Origin of the sequence: Campylobacter sp. CNRCH_2015_0814 (assembly GCF_025772765.1) — a bacterium.
Taxonomy (GTDB): domain Bacteria; phylum Campylobacterota; class Campylobacteria; order Campylobacterales; family Campylobacteraceae; genus Campylobacter_D.
This window is the reverse complement of the sequence record NZ_JAKMSR010000007.1, coordinates 49,530-68,300: the sequence shown is the minus strand read 5'-3', so window position 1 is coordinate 68,300 and position 18,771 is coordinate 49,530. Positions and strand designations below refer to the sequence as shown.

Sequence of the window (18,771 nt, the reverse complement as noted above, 5' to 3'; positions counted from 1 at the left end):
TAAAAATTGTAGTATCATTAGTAATAAAAATCAAAGAAGTAAAAATGAATTTAAAAGAACTAGACTTAAAACACATTTGGCACCCTTGTACACAAATGAGCGATCATGAGTTTTTACCCTTAATACCTATAAAAAAGGCTAAGGGAGTGTATTTGTATGATTTTGATGAAAAATCCTACATAGACTGCATTAGCTCTTGGTGGGTAAATATCTTTGGCCATTGTAATGAATATATCAATGAAAAAATCAAAGATCAACTTCAAAATTTAGAGCATGTCTTGCTTGCAGGCTTTTCGCATGAGCCTATCATAAAGCTTTCGCAAAGACTTTGTGAGCTTTTGCCTTTTGATAAATGCTTTTTTGCAGACAATGGTAGTTCAGCCATAGAAGTGGCTTTAAAAATGAGTTTTCAATACCACTTAAACAATGGCTCTAAAAAGGATAAATTTTTATCGCTTAGCAATTCTTACCACGGAGAAACCTTAGGCGCATTAAGCGTTGGCGATGTAGCACTTTATAAAAAAACCTATGAGCCTTTACTTTTAAAAAGTATCACAACACCTGTTCCAACAAGCAAGGACTATACAAAAGAACTTGAAATTTTAGAAAGCATTTTAAAAAATCATCATCATGAAATTTGTGCTTTTATACTTGAGCCTTTACTTCAATGTGCAGGCAATATGCACATGTATGAGCTTGGGTATTTAGATGAGGCAGTTAAACTTGCTAAAAGTTATGGCGTGCAAGTGATATTTGATGAAATAGCCACAGGTTTTGGACGCACAGGAGAGATGTTTGCGCTAGATTATTGCTCACAAAGCATTGATTATATATGTCTTTCTAAAGCTATCACGGGCGGGTATTTACCCCTTTCAGTGGTGCTTACTAAAGATGAAATTTATGAGAAATTTTATGATAGTTATGAGAGTCAAAAGGCCTTTTTACACTCTCACTCTTATACGGGTAATGCCCTAGCTTGTGCGGCGGCTAATGCGACTTTGGATATTTTTGAAAAAGAAAATATCATCGCAAAAAATAAAATCAAAAGTGCTTTTATAAAAACTCAATGGGAAAGTTTAAAAGAATTTGATTTTTTAGGAAATTTTGGAAATTTAGGCATGGTAAGTGTATTTGATATACAAAAAAGCAAATACCAAAGAGCAGGACTTGAAGTCTTTCAAAGAGCCTTAGAAAAAGGCTTACTTTTAAGACCACTTGGAAATACAATTTATTTCATGCCACCATATGTTATAAATGAAGATGAGATTGCTTATGTCGTGCAGTCTTTAAGAGAAATTTTCAAGGATTTTTGAAAGTTTTTCACACACTTTATCCTCAAATTCTATGATAGGAATTTTAGCGTAATTGCTTATAAAATCCTTGCTAAAGTTATCTTGAGTTTTTAAGATTAAAGCAAGGATTTTAATATCTCTTTGTTTTAGTGCTTCTATGCTTAAAAGTGTGTGATTGATACTTCCTAGATAGTCTTTTGCCACTAAAATCGTAGGGTGCTTAAACGCACTCATATAATCAATCATCGTTTTTTCATCATCAAGGGGCGAAAAAAGCCCACCAGCTAGCTCGATGATGAGTTTTTCACTTTGTGGAATTTGTATATCAAAGGCTTTATAGCTTAAATTCTCTAAAATCCTGCCTTTGTGCGGTGAAGCAGGGGTTTGCAAAAACACACCTTCTTTGAAAATCTTAGTTTTTGGGCTAAACTCAGCTACTACCTCACTATCTCTTGGCGTGCCTGCTTGGATAAGCTTAAAATAATCAAAACCCAATTCCTTACAAAGTCTAGCACTTAGATAAGTTTTGCCAACATCTGTGTCTATACCACTAATGTATATTTTCATTTTAAACCTATGAAAGTATTTTTAAACCCACAGTACAAGCAATGATAAGAGCAATCAAAAAAAGCTTTAAAAAGCTTTTGCTTTCTTTGTAAAAAAGAACTCCGATGATAACCCCACCTGCAGTTCCAGCTCCTGTCCATATAGAATAAGCCACACTCATAGCAATACTTTGCATGCTAAGACTTAAAAATCCAAAAGAAAAACCAAAACACACTATCAAAGCTAAAAGATAAAGCTTATTTTTAGTGCTTACAAGTTGTTTCATGATAATCACACCAAAAATTTCAAAAGCAGTCGCTAAAAACAAAAAGAACCATTCCATTATTTAGCTTCCTTGCTAATGATTTTAAGGCCTATGATACTTAAAAGTAAAATAGCTATTAAAGTAAGCTTGGTGATAGAACTTGGCTCATTGAAAATAAACATCTCATTAAGCACCACCCCAACCGTGCCAATACCTACAAAAACACTATAAGCAATGCTTACTTCAAGTCTTTCACAAGCTTTTAAAAAACATGTAAAAGATATGCAAACCCCAATGGCTGTTAAAGCATAATGCCAAATTTCAGTAGAGTATTTTAAACCACTCACCCAAAAACACTCAACCAAACCACCTAAAATCACCATAAACCAACCAAAATTAGAGCTTATTTTTGTTCTTTCTATCATAATCTACCTTTTTTCAAAAGCGCAAATTATAACTAAATTTACAAAACAATAAGCTCTATAAAGTTAAATTTTCTTACTTTCTACCTCTTTTAATATAGATTGAGAGATGTTTCCTACGGCTTTGGTAGCTTCGTTTGTAAAATTAGCGATTTCTACATTTTCCTTTGTAACATCTTCTAAATTAACTATAGCATCATTAATCTGGGTAATACTTTGAGTTTGCTCTTGCATTGATATAGAAACATCATTAACACTTTGAACTAAAATATTAACATTAGCTTCTATCTCTCCTAAGCTTTTTTCTGTTTTTTCAGCTAGATGACGCACCTCATCAGCTACCACTGCAAACCCTCGTCCATGCTCACCCGCACGAGCTGCTTCAATGGCTGCATTTAAAGCTAGCAAATTGGTTTGATCTGCTATATCTTTGATTACATTCACAATTTCTTTGATATTTTCAGCTTGTGTTACTACTTCTTTTGTTTTATCTCCCACATTTTGCATAGAAATATTGATCTGATCTACTGCATGTATTGATTTTTCAAGTGATTGAGATTGAGAGTGTGTCCCATCTACTAATTTTTGCATAGATTCTTCTAGTTTTACACTTTGCAAAGTTAGTTCTTTTGCAAAGGCAGAGGATGAAATAAGCATTTTTTTAATCTCTTCACCTAAAACATTTGTTGTAATTTCTACATTACCTTTTGCATTTTGAACCTGTGTAGAAAAATCTAATGCCTTATAACTTTCAAGCACCCTATCAAGCTCATTGATATTAGAACCTACTTTTTCTTCTAATACTTTTAACATATCATTTAAAATATTTTTCAATTCTACAAGTTGAGGATTGATAGGATTTTTTTCTAATCGTACTGATAAATTTCCAAGTTCAATTTCTTTAACTTTTTGCACACTCTCAGAAACTGCTTCTTGATCTTTATGTAAATTGTTTTGGATGCTTACAATGCTTTCACTAATCTCACGAGCAATAGTTGCAAATTCATCATTTCCTTTAAGATCTATTTTTATTAAATCCATTTTCTTTTTATAATTTAAGCTATCAAAAAAACCTTCTAAAGTATTTTTAATCACTATAATTTTTTTAAGAAAATAATCTATCATGCCACCCAATATAGCTATAATTACCAATACAAATATTATTCCAAAAATAATTTGAGTTACCAAAAGCTTGTCAAAAACTTCATCATAATCCTTTAAAGAATTTGCTGAGCACAGCATCATTTCATTTGTAGTATTTATGCATACCGCTACACGTTGATCACCTTTTAAAGCATATTTAATCAAATCTGTTGGTTCGTTTGGAGCTAAACTTGCAACATTAATAAACGTTTTTATCGCACTTGCTGTTTCAATCTCTTTGCTTAAATCAATATAACCCGAAGAATGAGCAATTAAATTTCCATTACTATTAATTAAAAATACACTATTACTTGGAGTTATTTTTAATTCTTCAAAAGCTTTTCGCATATCATCAAGAAAAATTTCACCCGCTAATACACCTATGAATTTTCCATCTATTTCTATAGGAGCTGTTATAGATACAACCATTTTTTTAGTTACTACATCTTCAAAAGGATCTGAAATATTGATTTTTTTAGTATCCTTTGCGAGTTTATACCAAGATCTTACTCTAGCATCAAAACCATCTTTTTCTTGATTTAAAACAAAATATTTTCCTTTAGAATTAATATCAACATCAATCAAACTACCATCTTTTTCATATCCTATATAAATAGCTGTAAAAGAATGTAAAGAAAAAATATGTTCTAAAAATTGAGCCACATGCTCTTTATCTATATTTTTACTAGCTACAATACTTTTAGATATTCTCTCAATGCTTTCTTTTCTTGAGTTAAAATAAAGTTCAGCAAAACTTTTTCCATTTTTAACACTTTCTTGCTTGCCATGAGTAATACTTTGTAAAATATCTCTTTTAGAAGAATAATAGTTTATCCCTACAAAAACTCCAAAACCTATAAGCAAAATTAAGGCTGTAAGCATAGATATTCTTCTTGCAATAATAGTTTTAAACATCAATAAACCTCCAATTTTTGTCATAAATATACAAACATTGTAATGTATTTATTAAAAATTTCTTAGTATTTATTAATAAATTAAATTAAAAAATAAAATTTTGTTTTAAATTTTCACATTTACTAATATAAATTAATCTTTATTTAATTTATATTTAATATAATGGTAAGTTTTAAAAAAGGATAATATATGAAATTTTTAGCAGGTAGTAAAAAGGCTTTATTAATATTAACTAGTTTAGCATTTTTAACAAGCAATAATGCTTTTGCAAAAGATTTTGAACCTATTATCGTTATACACGGTGGTACAAGTGACTTAGGACTTACTAAAGAAGAATTTGCTAAAAGGGAAAAAGTAATGAAAGAATCCCTAAAAGCAGGCCAAAGCATACTTGAAAAAGGTGGAAGCTCTGTTGATGCAGTTATAGCTGCCATTAAAGTAATGGAAGATAGTCCTGAATTTAACGCTGGAAAAGGTGCTGTTTTTACTTCTGATGAATTTAACGAACTTGACGCATCTATAATGGATGGAAAAAATTTAAGAGCAGGTGCAATTGCTATGGCTAGGACAATTAAAAATCCTATAGAGGCAGCAAGACTTGTTATGGAAAAAACACCTCATACTTTAATAGCGGGCGAGGGTGCTGATAAATTAGCCAAAAAACATGGTTTAGAAATAGTAGGACAAAAATATTTTTTCACAGAGCACAGATACAAACAACTTCAAGAAGCTAAAAAAAGCAAAGAAGTATTACTGGATAGCGATAAAGCAAAGGCTCATCTTGGTGTAAGTACTGAGCCATATTTAGGCACAGTAGGTGCAATAGCTTTAGATAAAAATGGCAACCTAGCAGCGGGCACAAGCACAGGTGGTACTACAAATAAAATGACAGGACGCATTGGAGATTCTCCTATCATAGGGGCAGGAAATTATGCAAATAATGACTCAGTAGCGATTTCTTGCACAGGAACAGGTGATATTTATATAAGAGTGGCTGTGGCTCATGAAGTTGCGTCTTTGTATAAATACAAAAAACTTTCAGTACAAAAAGCAGCCGAAGAAACTATCAAACAAGTAGCTAAACTTGGTGGCACGGGTGGAATCATCTCTATAGATAAAAATGGAAAAGTTGGCTATGCTTGGACTAAAGATAAACTTGGAATGTATCATGGACAAGCAAAAATCGGAGAAGAACCAAAAGTATTTTGGCCACTTGAAAAATAATTAGCGTAACTTAACTTTTTTAACGCCTCGAAGTTTAAAAATCTTTGAGGCTCCACTTTCAAAAAACTTTTCATCTATTATTTTATCTGCATTTTGCATAGCCCAATTTAGATCAAATTTTTTTCCATGAAGATTTGCAGAAGTAGAATAAAGCCAATCAAACTCTTTTAAAAATTCCTCATGAGCACAATCTTTCACGACGCGTATTGCTTTAGAATTAGGATATAAAAAAGTAGTTTTTTTGGATTTTCTAATAGTGTTTTTAAAATGACTTGGTACTCTTGTAAGTTTTTTAAGCTCACTAAATTTAGCCGTAGTAATTAAACAATCTTGCTTTAAAGGCCTTTTTTTTAAAGTATTAAGGGCTTTTAAGTCCTTGCTTAAAAACCCTGCTGTTGTATCAGTTTGAGCAAGATAAATCATGCTTTTAAGTATTCTTGTAAGCTCTTTACTTCAAGACATGATTTATTTTGTATAGCTTTAATCGCTTTAGCACCTGCATACGCTGCTCTTAGGTTGGTAAAATATGGGGTTTTAAAGCGTAAAATATTTGCTCTAATTTTTTTAGTATCACCTTTAAAACTATGCTCATCGCTAGTATTAATAGCAAGTTGAATTTGAGAATTTTTTAACTTATCCTCTACATTTGGGCGCCCTTCAGAAATTTTATGCACAAATTCACACTCCAAACCTGCTTCTTGTAAAATTTTATAAGTTCCACTTGTAGCAATGATTTTAAATCCTAGCTTAATGTATTCATTAGCTAAATCTACTGCATATTTTTTATCCTGCTCTCTTAGTGATAAAAATACATTGCCACTTTCTGGTAAGAAATTTGAAGAGGCAAGTTGGCTTTTTGCATAAGAGTTTTCAAAGTCTTTGCTTACACCCATAACTTCACCGGTTGAGCGCATTTCAGGCCCAAGCTCAAGGTCGCTTCCACTAAGTTTAGCAAAAGGAAATACCACTGATTTTACACTAATGTGTTTTGGTTTTTTAGCTCTTAAAATTCCATTTTTTTCCTCTACCACTTTAAAAGTATCATAAAATTTCAAACTTTCTCTTAAATTTCCTTGCCACATCACGCGTGTTGCAACCTTAGCTAAAGGAATTCCTGTAGCCTTACTTACAAAAGGCACAGTTCTACTAGCTCTTGGATTTACTTCTATCATATAAAGTTTATTATCATGGATAGCAAATTGTATATTTAAAAGCCCTACTACACCTAAATTTAAAGCAATATCTTTTGTTTTTTGCTCAATCGTTTCAAGCATAGCTTCATCAATATTTACAGCAGGTAAAGAGCAAGCACTATCACCTGAGTGAATTCCTGCTTCTTCAATATGCTCCATGATACCTGCTACATAAACTTCTTTTCCATCACTTATCGCATCTACATCAAGTTCAGTTGCATTGTCTAAAAATTGATCGATTAATACCGGAGATTTATCACTTACATCTACGGCTTCTTGCATATAAAGTCTAAGCTCGCTCTCATCATGCACCACACGCATTGCACGACCACCCAAAACATAGCTTGGTCTAACAAGCACAGGATAACCTATCTCATTTGCCTTTATAATCGCTTCTTCTACACTTATGGCTGTGCCGTTTTTAGGTTGATTTATGCCTAAATCTTCAATAAATTTAGCAAATTTCTTTCTATCTTCAGCTAAATCTATCACCCTTGCACTAGTTCCTATGATCTTTGCTCCAAAAGCACTGAGGCGTTTTGCAAATTTAAGCGGAGTTTGGCCACCAAAATGCACTATCACTCCATCTGGTCTTTCTCTATCAATAACCGCTCTTAAATGCTCAAAATCAATCGGCTCAAAATATAAAATATCACTTGTATCATAATCTGTTGAAACCGTTTCTGGATTACAATTATACATTATAGTTTTTACGCCCATATCTTTTAGAGCAAAAGAAGCATGCACACAAGCATAATCAAACTCAATGCCTTGTCCTATGCGATTTGGTCCACCACCTATAATCATCACTTTTTTATCTTTTTTATCTTTACTTTCTTTTACTTGTGTAGCTTCATTTGCATTAATACTTGAGTATAAATACGGAGTTAATGCTTCAAATTCGCCTGCACAAGTATCTACTTCGCTATATTGAGCAATGATTTTATGTTTAATTCTTGCATAATAAATATCATTTTGGCTTAACTCAAGATTATCTTTTTGATTAATTAAGCTAGCGATTTTTTTATCTGAAAAACCTAAGGTTTTAGCTTTTCTTAATAGTTGCTTATTACTTAAAATATCCATATCTATTTGGTTTTCAAATTCCACTATTTCTTTGATTTGATTTAAAAACCAAGGATCTATTTTACAAAGCTCAAAAAGCTCTTGTGTGCTAAAACCTTCTCTAAAAGCTTGTGCTATATAAAGTAAACGTTTTTCATTAGCTTGGCGAATTTTTGCCAAAAGCTCATTTTTATCACATTCTATAGTATCAAATCCACTTAAATTTCTCTCAAGTGAGCAAAGTGCTTTTTGAATGCTTTCTTTAAAAGTTCTCCCTATAGCCATAACCTCACCCACGCTTTTCATAGCAGTGCCAAGCTCTGTGCTTGCATTTGGGAATTTTTCAAAAGTAAAACGAGGAATTTTAGTTACGATATAATCAATTACTGGTTCAAATGAAGCAGGAGTGCCTGTGATATCATTTTTAATCTCATCTAAACTAAATCCAACCGCTAAAAGCGTAGCTACCTTAGCTATAGGATAACCCGTTGCTTTGCTAGCTAGGGCTGAAGATCTTGAAACCCTAGGATTCATTTCAATAACTATCATTCTACCATTAGTTGGATTGATAGCAAATTGCACATTTGATCCGCCTGTATCTACTCCGATTTCTCTTAAAATAGCAAAAGAAGCATTACGCATTGCTTGGTATTCTTTATCAGTCAAAGTTAAAGCAGGAGCTATAGTAATAGAATCACCCGTATGAACCCCCATAGGATCAATATTTTCAATAGAGCAAACGATAATACAATTATCATTTTTATCTCTAATGACTTCCATTTCGTATTCTTTCCAACCAAGCAAGCTTTCTTCGATTAAAATTTCATGGATAGGGCTTAGTGCTAAAGCAGTATTTGCAAGCTCTGCAAACTCATCCATATTATACACCACGCCACTTCCTGCACCACCTAAGGTAAAAGAAGCCCTAATCATCAAAGGAAAACCAATCTCATCAACAGCTTTTAAAGCCTCTTCATAATTATACGCATACATAGATTTTGGCAAATCCATGCCAATTTTTTTCATACATTCTTTAAAAACTTGTCTATCTTCGCCTTTTTTTATCGCTTCAGGATTTGCACCTAAAAATTTTACATCTGCAAGCTCGCCACTTTCATAAACTTCCATAGCAACATTCAAAGCAACTTGGCCACCCATAGTAGGTAAAATCGCATCGATTTTTTCTTTTTTGATTATACTTAGAATACTTTCTTTGGTAATTGGTTCTATATAAGTTGCATCAGCAAATTCAGGATCTGTCATAATAGTAGCTGGATTAGAATTGATCAAAACCACTCTATAACCTAGCTCTTTTAAGGTTTTTGCTGCTTGAGTTCCTGAGTAATCAAACTCGCAAGCTTGACCTATAACGATAGGCCCACTGCCTATTAATAATATATTTTTTATATCTGTTCTTTTTGGCATGTATTTTCCTAAGCTGAATTTTTAGCCAAATTATAACAAATATAAGTTTTTTAGAAGTTGAAATTAATAAAGAATTTAGCTCTTAAAGAGCTAAATTTTATTGACGCTTACCAAAAGTTATAGCATAAGCTTCATTTCTTACATCAAATAAAGGATCTTGTGGTGGATTAACCCCTTGAGGTACATCTGAAGGAAAATATACATCAAAATTACAATCTTCCTTGCTCAAAGCATTAACTTTAAAAGTCCCAACTAAACTTTCTTTGTGTTTACCACTCCACAAAGCCGTTGTATCATTGGTAATATCATTTTTATTTGCATATACTAAATACATCTTATACTCAACTGGCTTATTAGTCTCTATACGATTTTGAAAATCTTCTTTTAAAAAATCACTACTTGCACTTTTCATTTGTGCCTCATTTAAATACGCCACACCTTCGCTTGGAACTAATTTCCATCTTGCTGGTAGATAATTTTCTCCATTTGCTTGTTTAAAATAAAAAGTATGGATACTAAAAAATGGAGTATTTGCTACGCTTTTACTGATACCAATTTTATCCGTATATGCAGCAAAATTTCTATAAGAATCAACCTCTTTCAACATCTTGCTTATTTTTTCTTGATCGACTTTACCATTTACAGGAAGTCTCATTTCAAAAAACTGACCAAACTCTTTAGGATTTTTTGCAAAATTTATTTCTGTATTTAGCATAACCATAGTCCAAGAGGCAGAATCTTTAGGATCAGTAATTCTAATAGCCATACCCCTTGTTTTACTTTTATCATCTTTAAAAGCGCCGCCCAAAGAATATCTTACTTGAATCGGCAAGCTTTTTTGTGTTAATAAAGGCACATCAACTTCTTTATTGATAGACAAAGCTGGCTCAAAAGTTCCCATAGCACAAAAGCCCTTTGCATGATTAACTTTTGCTTTTGGATTTTTAGGGTCTGCATTAAGTTGATAAAAAATATCTGCTATTTTTTGCGCATCATATTCTCCTTCGTTTGCATAAATAGCACCACTTAAACAACAAATAGCCAAACAACTGCTGATATATTTTTTCATTAAAGCTCCTAGTTTTAAACTTAGAAGCTATTGTAATATTTAATTCTAAATAATAATTTATATTAATTAAAATAAATAATTTTTTACTATAAATTTTCTACCATATAAAAATAGTTTGGCACTTTCATCTTAGCATAAGGTTTAACATAAGCATTTTGATAAGCACCCTCTTCTTCTATTTTAAAAATTTCTCCTACTGGAATTCCTGAAAAGAAAATTTCATCCAAACCACTTGTATAAACCTTATCACCCATTTTAAGCTCAAGCCATTTAGGAATATACTTAACTAAAATATAATCATTTCTTCCATGAGCTATACCTGGTGCTTGTTCTTTACCTATATAAACAGAAAAAATACATTCTTCATCACCTTGCAAAAGCCCCAAGGCTCTACCATTTTTTTCTATGACTATGCCTGCTGTATAGCCATTATAAATTAAGCCTTTGATTTTTCCTTTATAATCAACATCAAGCCAAACCTTATGATAATCACTAATTTGCGCATAAGAAGTTGCCTTAACTAAACTCACATTAGGATAATAAAAACTTGAATTTTTATCGCTTAAAATATTATTTAGCTCATTAGCAAAGTTTTTCATGTAGATATTATTTTTTTCAAGCTCAGTATTTCTTTCTCTTAAAGTTCTAATTTCTTCAGCTTGATTAAAATGTTCGTTGAATTTGTTTTTTAAAAGATCAATACTTTGAGAAAATTGATTAACAATAGCAATATTTAAATCTAAAACATTTCGTTTTATTACATCTCCATAATAAAACGAAATAAATACTAAAAAAGATAATATTAAAACGCTAAGAATTTTACTCTTCATTCGTTAGCTGGTGTAATAATGAAATTTCTTCTAAAGCTTTACCTGTACCTTTTGCAACTGCTAAAAGTGGCTCATCAGCTACATATACTGGAAGTTTTACAATTTCAGATAAATATTTATCAAGCCCGCGTATTAAAGCTCCGCCTCCTGTTAAAACAACACCATTTTCAACAATATCTGCTGCAAGATCAGGTGGCATCATTTCAAGAACGATTTTTAAAGCATCAGCGATTTCTTTTAAATGTTCACGCATAGCCTCTCTTACATCTTCACTTGTTAGTTCGATTCTATTTAACAAGCCTGTTACTTGATCACGCCCTTTAACCACCATAGAAAGCTCTTTTGGAAGCTGAACTGCTGAACCAATAGCGATTTTAATTTCCTCGCCAGTTCTTTCACCTATGACAAGATTGTATTTTTCTTTTACATAATTTACTATACTAGTATCAAGCTTATCACCGGCTGTGCGGATAGATTTTGAAATCACAAGCCCGCCCAAAGAAGTAACACCAATTTCAGTTGTACCACCACCAATATCTACCACCAAGCTCCCTTGAGGCTCTCTAATAGGTAAATTTGCACCAATAGCTGCTGCCATAGGCTCTTCTATCAAAAATACTTCTCTAGCACCCGCACTTAAAGCACTTTCTCTAACTGCTTTTCTTTCAACTTGAGTTAAACCATAAGGTACTGAAATGATAATTCTAGGTCTTAAAAAAGATTTTCTTCTATGAGTTTTTTCTATAAAATAACGGATCATTTTTTCAGTCATATCAAAATCAGCAATCACACCATCTTTCATAGGACGGATTGCTTCGATATTACCTGGGGTTTTTCCTACCATTTCCTTAGCTTCTTTTCCAACAGCTAAAATTTTAACCCTACCATATCTTTCACGCTCTACTGCAACAACCGAAGGTTCATCAATCACTATACCTTTATCTTTTACCAAAACTAAAGTATTTGCGGTACCTAAGTCAATCCCCATATCACTTGAAAAAAATCCAATTATTTGATCTAAAATCATTCTCAGCCTTTAACTTTTTTATTTTTTATAAATAAAGGTTTTGCACCTTCTTTGATTACCTCTTTGGTAATTACTATACTATATCCATTATACTCTGGCAAATCAAACATCAAATCTACCATCATCTCTTCAATAATACTTCTTAAACCTCTAGCCCCTGTTTTACGCTCCAATGAAAGCTTAGCAATCTCTCTTAGTGCTTCATCTTCAAATTTTAATTCCACATTATCAATAGCAAAAAGTTTTTGATATTGTTTAATAATGGCATTTTTTGGCTCTGTTAAAATACGCACCATGCTTTCTTCATCAAGCTCTTCTAAAGAAGCAAGCACATGCAATCTTCCTATAAGTTCAGGGATAAGCCCAAAATGCACTAAATCATCAGGTTCTAATCTTTGAAGCAAGGCTTCCTTTTCATCTTTTTTATCATCAGCAAAAAAGCCCATGACATTATCGCCTAATTTTCTTTTAATGATATCACTAATACCATCAAAAGCTCCACCACACACAAATAAAATATTAGTCGTATCTATTTGTATAAAATCTTGATTTGGGTGTTTTCTACCACCTTTTGGCGGAATATTTACTAAAGATCCTTCAATGATTTTAAGTAAAGCTTGTTGCACACCCTCACCACTCACATCTCTTGTAATGGAGCGATTTTCACCCATCCTTGCGATTTTATCTATCTCATCGATAAATATAATCCCTTTTTGTGCTCTTTGCACATCTCCATCAGCAGCTTGCAAAAGACGAGTAAGGATATTTTCAACATCTTCTCCTACATAACCTGCTTCAGTTAAAGAAGTCGCATCACAAATTGCAATAGGCACATCTAAAAATCTAGCTAAAGTCTGCGCTAGTAAAGTTTTTCCACTTCCTGTTGGACCTACTAATAAAATATTTGATTTTGCTAATTCTGTATCATCATCTTCTAAGTCAGATCTAAAAAGTCTTTTGTAGTGATTATACACCCCTACACTAAAGATTTTTTTAGCCCTATCTTGCCCGATGACATATTTATCTAAATATGCTTTTAATTCTTTAGGGGTTATGTCTTTAAAATTTTCTTTATCAACTTCTTTATTTTTTAGCTCTTTTTCCTCTCCAAAGAAAATATTGCAAGCACTTTCAGCACAATACTCACATATAAAGGCATTATTATAATCATTTACTAAAATTCTTCTTTCGCTTGTTTCTATTTCGTTACAAAAACTACATCTTTTAACCATGGTTTTTTTCCTTATATATAGGAATTCCTCTTTTTGTTTCTAAGATAAAATTACACATTTTTTTAACATTTTCACTAGAAGCACTTTCTAATAAATTCAAAGCATTATCTTTTAAATTTCCTTGTCTGAATAAAAATTTAAAAGCTTTGCTTAAAACATCCACTTCTTCTTTATCAAAGCGTCTTCTAATGCCTACTAAATTCAAACTTCTAATGCTTGCACGATTTCCCTCAGCCAAGCAAAATGGCACCACATCTTGAGAAAGTGCGCTAGCACCTGCTATCATACACCCTTCTCCTACTTTTACAAATTGATGTATTGGAGTAAGCCCACCTACTACAGTATAATCTCCAAGTTCTACATGGCCTGCTAAAGTAGCATTGTTTGCTAAAATGATGTGATCTCCTAAAGTACAATCATGTGCAATATGAGAATAAGCCATGATAAAAGCATTATCGCCTATCCTTGTGAAGCCATCGCCTTTAGCTGTACCTGAGTTAATAGTAACAAATTCTCTAATAACCGCATTCTTTCCTATGATAACACCTGAGTTTATCTCATCTTTATAAGATATATCTTGCGGGATATCTCCAACTATAGCATAAGAAAACACTTTTGAATTCTCACCTATAGTTACATTAGGTAAAATTCTTGCACCTTGTTTGATGATGGTATTTGCGCCTATGTTAGCATTTTTACCGATATAAGCATAAGCTTCTACTACAACATCATCTGCTATAATAGCTCCATCTTCTATAACTGCACTTGGATGAATTTTGCTCATCATTTATCTACTATCATGGCTTTAAGTTCAGCTTCTGCAACTAATTGCCCATCTACAAAAGCTTTTCCTTGGAAAATCCACATATTTCCACGATTTTTTACTACACTCATTTCATAATCAAGTCTATCGCCTGGACGCACTGGATTTCTAAATTTAGCATTATCAATACCTGTAAAATATACTACTTTGGTACTTGGATCTACTTTATCATCCATACTTTCAAATGCTAAAACCCCTCCAGTTTGTGCCATGCCTTCTAAAATTAACACACCCGGATAAATTGGATGATCTGGAAAATGTCCCATAAAAACATGATCGCTTATACTAATATTTTTATAACCTCTAACAACTTCTTTGTTTTTTAATTCTACGATTTTATCTACAAGTAAAAATGGATACCTATGTGGTAAAATTTTTTGAATTTGCATTACATCTATCATAAATTTAGCCTTAAAATATATTCAAAATTCAGATTTTACAAAAAAAATATTAATAAATTAATTAAGTTTTATAACTTCACAATCTTTTCTTTGCTATCAAAATAAATTTCACTTTTTGCCATAAATTCATAAGCACCTTTAATAATATTTTCAACAATAATCACCGGTGAAAGATCATAAGCACCAAAATACTTTTGTCTTATTTTGATTTCTTGCTCTATTTTTAAAGGATTTTGTAAAAAATCTTCGTAATTTTTAAATCGCATTTTACATAAGCTATTAAAATAATCAAAACTCCATAAATTAATCTCATCCTTTGCACTTTTATAATGCTTTAAACCCTCATCTAAAATACTAAATTTAGTGTAAGAATTTTTAAAATGTGAGTAAAATAAAATATGAGTTCTTATAGCTTGCTTGTTTTGTTTTATCAAAGCCCTTAACAAACGATAATTTAAAAATTTCTCTCTTTGAATTTCAAATTTAATGCCCTTTTTTTCTAAATTTTTTACTTGGTTATAGAATTTAATTTTTTCTTCTATACTTGAAGGCAATATTTGTTTATTAATAGGACTCATCAGCTCATCTATAAAGGCTTTTTGACCTTTTTGCTTAGAAAGCGCATAAATACAACCACAATAATTTTGATGATAAAGCATATCTTGCTTTGCTAGGGCAAATTGTCTTTGCGTGCCTCCATTTTTTCTAAAATCAGGCGCTAAAAACTCTATGCCAAATTTATCACATTCTTTTTGTAATGCTAATTTTAGTTGCTCTAAATCTTTTTTAGGAGATGTTAAAAGAGTTGTTGTAAGTTTTTTTTCTCCTATTTTTTGAGCAAATTCAACACTTTTATGCATTCTAAAATCAAAACAAATTTGACATCTTGCACCTTTTTCAGGCTCATCCTCATAGCCCTTTACACTCTCAAGCCATTTTTCATACTCATATTCACCCTTATAAAGTTTAATACCTAATTTATCACAACTGCGTTTAACATCTAAAAATCTAAGCTCATGCTCACTATATGGATGAATATTTGGATCATAAAAATATCCGATGATTTTTTCTTCAGGATAGGCTTTGCTTAATTCTTGTATAAAATAATGACTATCCACGCTACAACAAATATGAACTAACATAATTCTTTTAACACCTTAAAAGCATGATCTTTTGCTTTTACATTTTTATAAATTTTTGTGATATTTCCTTCCTCATCAATTACAAAAGTAGATCTTATAAGCCCTTCATACTCTTTTCCATAATTTTTCTTTAAACCCCAAGCACCATAAAGTTTGCAAATTTCCTTTTCAATATCACTTAATAAAGTGTGTTTTAAATCATATTTTTTTATAAAATTTTCATGTGATTTCACACTATCTGGGCTAATACCTATAATCACAGCATTTTGCCCTAAAAAATCATCATAATTTTGACTAAATTCACAAGCTTGTGTAGTACAACCTGGAGTATTATCTTTTGGATAAAAATACAAAATAATTTTTTTACCCAAAAAATCACTTAGAGAAATTTTAACCCCATCTTGATTTAAAAGTTCAAAAACTGGGGCTTTATCGCCAATTTGTAATTCTTTCATTTTTTACCTTTCATTCTTAATTTTTCTACACTTTCACCACCAAAAGCAATATTATATGGCTCAATATCTTCTAGCATTATGACTATATTTTGCTTTGGTTTATTATATTTTGTATGCAAAAGCTCTGTAATATCTGCTATTAACTCTTCTTTTTGTACTTTGCTAAATTCTGGTTTAGCGAGTTTGATGCTAATAATAGGCATTGTTTTTCCTTGCTTTAAATAAAGAATTTTACTATATTCTAGCAATTATTAGTATATTTTTGATAAAATTAGTTTTATTTTCAATAAAGGCTTACTCATGATTAGGGCAAAAAAAATTTGGATGGATGGAAAAATCATTGATTTTGATGATGCAAAAATTCATGTTTTAACACATTCATTACATTATGCAAATGCAGTTTTTGAAGGAACAAGAGCTTATAAAACACAAAATGGTTTAGCAATTTTTAGATTAAAAGAACATACCAAAAGACTTTTAGAGTCTGCAAAAATCACTTTAATCAACTCACCTTTTTCTCAAAAAGAACTTGAAAATGCACAAGTTGAACTTTTAAGAGCAAATGATTTTCAAAATAACACTTATTTGCGCCCATTGATCTTTTTGGGTGATGGAACTATGGGAGTTTATCATGCTAAAGCTCCTGTTAGAGTAGCTATTGCTGCTTGGGAATGGGGTGCTTATTTGGGCGAAGAAGGCTTAGAAAAAGGTATTAAGGTTAAAATTTCTTCTTTTGCTAGAAATAGCGTAAAATCTAGCCTAGGTAAAGCCAAAGCAAGTGCAAATTATTTAAATTCTCAAATGGCTAAATATGAAGCTATAGAAGCAGGATATGAAGAAGCTTTAATGCTTGATGAAGAAGGTTTTGTAGCAGAAGGGACAGGCGAGTGCTTTTTTATGGTTAAAGACGGGAAATTAATCACCCCGCCAAATGATTTTTCATTAAAAAGTATTACCCAAGATACTGTTTTAAAAATTGCACATGATTTGGGCATAAGCGTAGTGCGCCAAAGAATTTCAAGAGATGAAGTTTATGTGGCTGATGAAGCATTTTTCACAGGAACTGCAGCAGAAATAACCCCAATAAATAATATTGACGCAAGAATCATAGGAAATGGAAAAAGAGGTGAGCTAACAACAAAGCTCCAAAATGCGTATTTTGATATAGTTTATGGACGCAATGAAAAATACGCTTCTATGCTAACTTATATTTAACAAAGGAACTAAATGCCAGCTGATTTGAATGATTATTTTAATAAAAAAAACAATCAAAACAACAATAAGCAAAATTTAAATTTCAAAGCCCCAGAATTTAATTTCAAAGGTTTTGGAAAATTTTCTCCATTAATTTATAGCGCGATTGCAATTGTTTTAGTCTTTGCGCTTTTTAAACCTTTTGCAATAGTTAATTCAGGGGAAATGGGAATCAAGTCTACCACGGGTAAATACAGCCCTACTCCGCTTGAACCAGGACTTCATTTTTTTATGCCAGTATTACAAAAAATCACTATAGTAGATACTAGAGTAAGACAAATTAATTATGCTTCTATTGAAGGCGTAAATGAAAATTTACAAATAGGCTCAGGGGTTGTAAATAAAAATAGTATCTCTGTACTTGATTCAAGAGGTTTGCCTGTGTCTATTGATGTAACCGTTCAATATAGATTAAATCCTTTACAAGTTCCTCAAACCATAGCTACTTGGGGGCTTAATTGGGAAAATAAAATCATTGACCCAGTTGTAAGAGATGTAGTAAGAAATGTGGTAGGTCAATATACTGCAGAAGAGCTTCCAACCAATCGTAACACCATAGCAGTGCAAATTGATCAAGGCATTAGAAAAACTATAGAAAGCCAGCCAAATGAGCCTGCTGAGCTTCAAGCAGTTCAACTTAGAGAGATTATCTTGCCTATAAAAGTAAAAGAGCAAATTGAAAGAGTACAAATTGCTAAACAAGAGGCTGAAAGAACCAAATACGAAGTAGAAAGAGCTAATCAAGAAGCACTTAAAAAAGCAGCTTTAGCTGAAGGGGAAGCAAATGCAACCATAATTAGTGCTAAAGGTAGAGCAAGTGCAGTTAAAATAGAAGCTGATGCACAAGCGTATTCAAATAGAGAAATAGCAAAAAGTTTAAATAACCCTTTGCTTGATTTAAAACAAATTGAAACTCAAAAGCAGTTTAACGAAGCACTTAAGGTTAATAAAGATGCCAAAATTTTCTTAACACCTGGTGGAGCTGTGCCAAATATTTGGGTTGATAGCAAAGATAGTAAAAGAACAAGCTCAGTAGCAAATTAAAAAC

At 31.9% G+C, this 18,771-nt stretch carries 18 protein-coding genes and 2 pseudogenes; 4 read left to right on the top strand and 16 right to left on the bottom strand.

Features of this window, described 5'->3' with window-relative positions; translation table 11 throughout:
• Nucleotides 1–44: 44 nt before the first annotated feature.
• Entirely contained in the window at nucleotides 45–1,313 is a 1,269-nt protein-coding gene (locus tag L8X24_RS05225) for an adenosylmethionine--8-amino-7-oxononanoate transaminase (RefSeq protein WP_263663901.1), read from the top strand.
• Here the strand turns inward: L8X24_RS05225 and bioD are convergent.
• The 5 genes and pseudogenes from bioD to L8X24_RS07990 form a co-directional block, all read right to left on the bottom strand.
• Nucleotides 1,287–1,859, bottom strand: coding sequence for a dethiobiotin synthase (bioD, locus tag L8X24_RS05220; RefSeq protein WP_263663900.1), 573 nt, complete (start codon nucleotides 1,857–1,859; stop codon nucleotides 1,287–1,289). The genes L8X24_RS05225 and bioD overlap by 27 nt on opposite strands.
• A gap of 7 nt (nucleotides 1,860–1,866) precedes the next feature.
• Nucleotides 1,867–2,181, bottom strand: coding sequence for a DMT family transporter (locus tag L8X24_RS05215; RefSeq protein WP_039619256.1), 315 nt, complete (start codon nucleotides 2,179–2,181; stop codon nucleotides 1,867–1,869).
• A complete protein-coding gene (locus L8X24_RS05210; protein ID WP_087699708.1) occupies nucleotides 2,181–2,528 on the bottom strand; it encodes a DMT family transporter in 348 nt (115 codons plus the stop codon). The genes L8X24_RS05215 and L8X24_RS05210 overlap by 1 nt, the downstream gene beginning before the upstream one ends.
• 63 nt (nucleotides 2,529–2,591) lie before the next feature.
• A pseudogene (locus tag L8X24_RS07995) lies at nucleotides 2,592–2,987 on the bottom strand (methyl-accepting chemotaxis protein); the annotation flags it as partial.
• An 819-nt stretch (nucleotides 2,988–3,806) separates the two neighbouring features.
• A pseudogene (locus L8X24_RS07990) lies at nucleotides 3,807–4,550 on the bottom strand (cache domain-containing protein); the annotation flags it as partial.
• 222 nt (nucleotides 4,551–4,772) lie between these two features.
• Between L8X24_RS07990 and L8X24_RS05195 the strand changes: the two are divergent.
• A complete protein-coding gene (locus tag L8X24_RS05195; protein WP_263663899.1) occupies nucleotides 4,773–5,807 on the top strand; it encodes an isoaspartyl peptidase/L-asparaginase family protein in 1,035 nt (344 codons plus the stop codon).
• On the opposite strand, the gene L8X24_RS05190 is transcribed toward L8X24_RS05195, so the two are convergent.
• The 11 genes from L8X24_RS05190 to L8X24_RS05140 all read right to left on the bottom strand — a co-directional run bounded on the left by L8X24_RS05190 (nucleotide 5,808) and on the right by L8X24_RS05140 (nucleotide 16,672).
• Nucleotides 5,808–6,230: a Sua5 YciO YrdC YwlC family protein gene (locus L8X24_RS05190; protein ID WP_263663898.1), complete on the bottom strand. Its 423-nt coding sequence runs from the start codon at nucleotides 6,228–6,230 to the stop codon at nucleotides 5,808–5,810.
• The gene (carB, locus tag L8X24_RS05185) at nucleotides 6,227–9,490 is read right to left on the bottom strand and encodes a carbamoyl-phosphate synthase large subunit (protein ID WP_263663897.1); all 3,264 of its coding nucleotides are present in this window, start codon (nucleotides 9,488–9,490) and stop codon (nucleotides 6,227–6,229) included. The genes L8X24_RS05190 and carB overlap by 4 nt, the downstream gene beginning before the upstream one ends.
• A gap of 97 nt (nucleotides 9,491–9,587) precedes the next feature.
• Entirely contained in the window at nucleotides 9,588–10,559 is a 972-nt protein-coding gene (locus L8X24_RS05180; protein WP_263663896.1) for a catalase, read from the bottom strand.
• A gap of 86 nt (nucleotides 10,560–10,645) precedes the next feature.
• Nucleotides 10,646–11,389 (bottom strand): rod shape-determining protein MreC, encoded by a 744-nt coding sequence (gene mreC, locus L8X24_RS05175; protein WP_263663895.1) that lies wholly within the window; start codon nucleotides 11,387–11,389, stop codon nucleotides 10,646–10,648.
• Nucleotides 11,379–12,416 carry a rod shape-determining protein gene (locus L8X24_RS05170; protein ID WP_012662095.1) on the bottom strand — a complete coding sequence of 346 codons (1,038 nt, stop codon included), beginning with the start codon at nucleotides 12,414–12,416 and terminating at the stop codon, nucleotides 11,379–11,381. The genes mreC and L8X24_RS05170 overlap by 11 nt, the downstream gene beginning before the upstream one ends.
• Before the next feature lie 2 nt (nucleotides 12,417–12,418).
• On the bottom strand, nucleotides 12,419–13,648 hold the full coding sequence (gene clpX / locus L8X24_RS05165; protein WP_257396574.1) for an ATP-dependent Clp protease ATP-binding subunit ClpX: 1,230 nt from the start codon (nucleotides 13,646–13,648) through the stop codon (nucleotides 12,419–12,421).
• On the bottom strand, nucleotides 13,641–14,432 hold the full coding sequence (lpxA, locus tag L8X24_RS05160; RefSeq protein WP_263663942.1) for an acyl-ACP--UDP-N-acetylglucosamine O-acyltransferase: 792 nt from the start codon (nucleotides 14,430–14,432) through the stop codon (nucleotides 13,641–13,643). The genes clpX and lpxA overlap by 8 nt, the downstream gene beginning before the upstream one ends.
• Nucleotides 14,432–14,872 carry a 3-hydroxyacyl-ACP dehydratase FabZ gene (fabZ, locus tag L8X24_RS05155; protein WP_039619275.1) on the bottom strand — a complete coding sequence of 147 codons (441 nt, stop codon included), beginning with the start codon at nucleotides 14,870–14,872 and terminating at the stop codon, nucleotides 14,432–14,434. Before fabZ ends, lpxA begins: the two co-directional genes overlap by 1 nt.
• A gap of 68 nt (nucleotides 14,873–14,940) precedes the next feature.
• The gene (locus L8X24_RS05150) at nucleotides 14,941–16,014 is read right to left on the bottom strand and encodes an epoxyqueuosine reductase QueH (protein ID WP_263663894.1); all 1,074 of its coding nucleotides are present in this window, start codon (nucleotides 16,012–16,014) and stop codon (nucleotides 14,941–14,943) included.
• Nucleotides 16,008–16,469 carry a thioredoxin-dependent thiol peroxidase gene (gene bcp / locus L8X24_RS05145; protein ID WP_263663893.1) on the bottom strand — a complete coding sequence of 154 codons (462 nt, stop codon included), beginning with the start codon at nucleotides 16,467–16,469 and terminating at the stop codon, nucleotides 16,008–16,010. The genes L8X24_RS05150 and bcp overlap by 7 nt, the downstream gene beginning before the upstream one ends.
• Nucleotides 16,466–16,672 carry a tautomerase family protein gene (locus L8X24_RS05140; RefSeq protein WP_263663892.1) on the bottom strand — a complete coding sequence of 69 codons (207 nt, stop codon included), beginning with the start codon at nucleotides 16,670–16,672 and terminating at the stop codon, nucleotides 16,466–16,468. The genes bcp and L8X24_RS05140 overlap by 4 nt, the downstream gene beginning before the upstream one ends.
• A gap of 97 nt (nucleotides 16,673–16,769) precedes the next feature.
• Here L8X24_RS05140 and ilvE point away from each other — a divergent pair, with 97 nt between their 5' ends.
• Both ilvE and L8X24_RS05130 read left to right on the top strand, forming a co-directional pair.
• On the top strand, nucleotides 16,770–17,684 hold the full coding sequence (ilvE, locus tag L8X24_RS05135) for a branched-chain-amino-acid transaminase (RefSeq protein WP_039642344.1): 915 nt from the start codon (nucleotides 16,770–16,772) through the stop codon (nucleotides 17,682–17,684).
• Between the two features lie 12 nt (nucleotides 17,685–17,696).
• Nucleotides 17,697–18,767 (top strand): prohibitin family protein, encoded by a 1,071-nt coding sequence (locus tag L8X24_RS05130; RefSeq protein ID WP_263663891.1) that lies wholly within the window; start codon nucleotides 17,697–17,699, stop codon nucleotides 18,765–18,767.
• Nucleotides 18,768–18,771 lie beyond the last annotated feature (4 nt).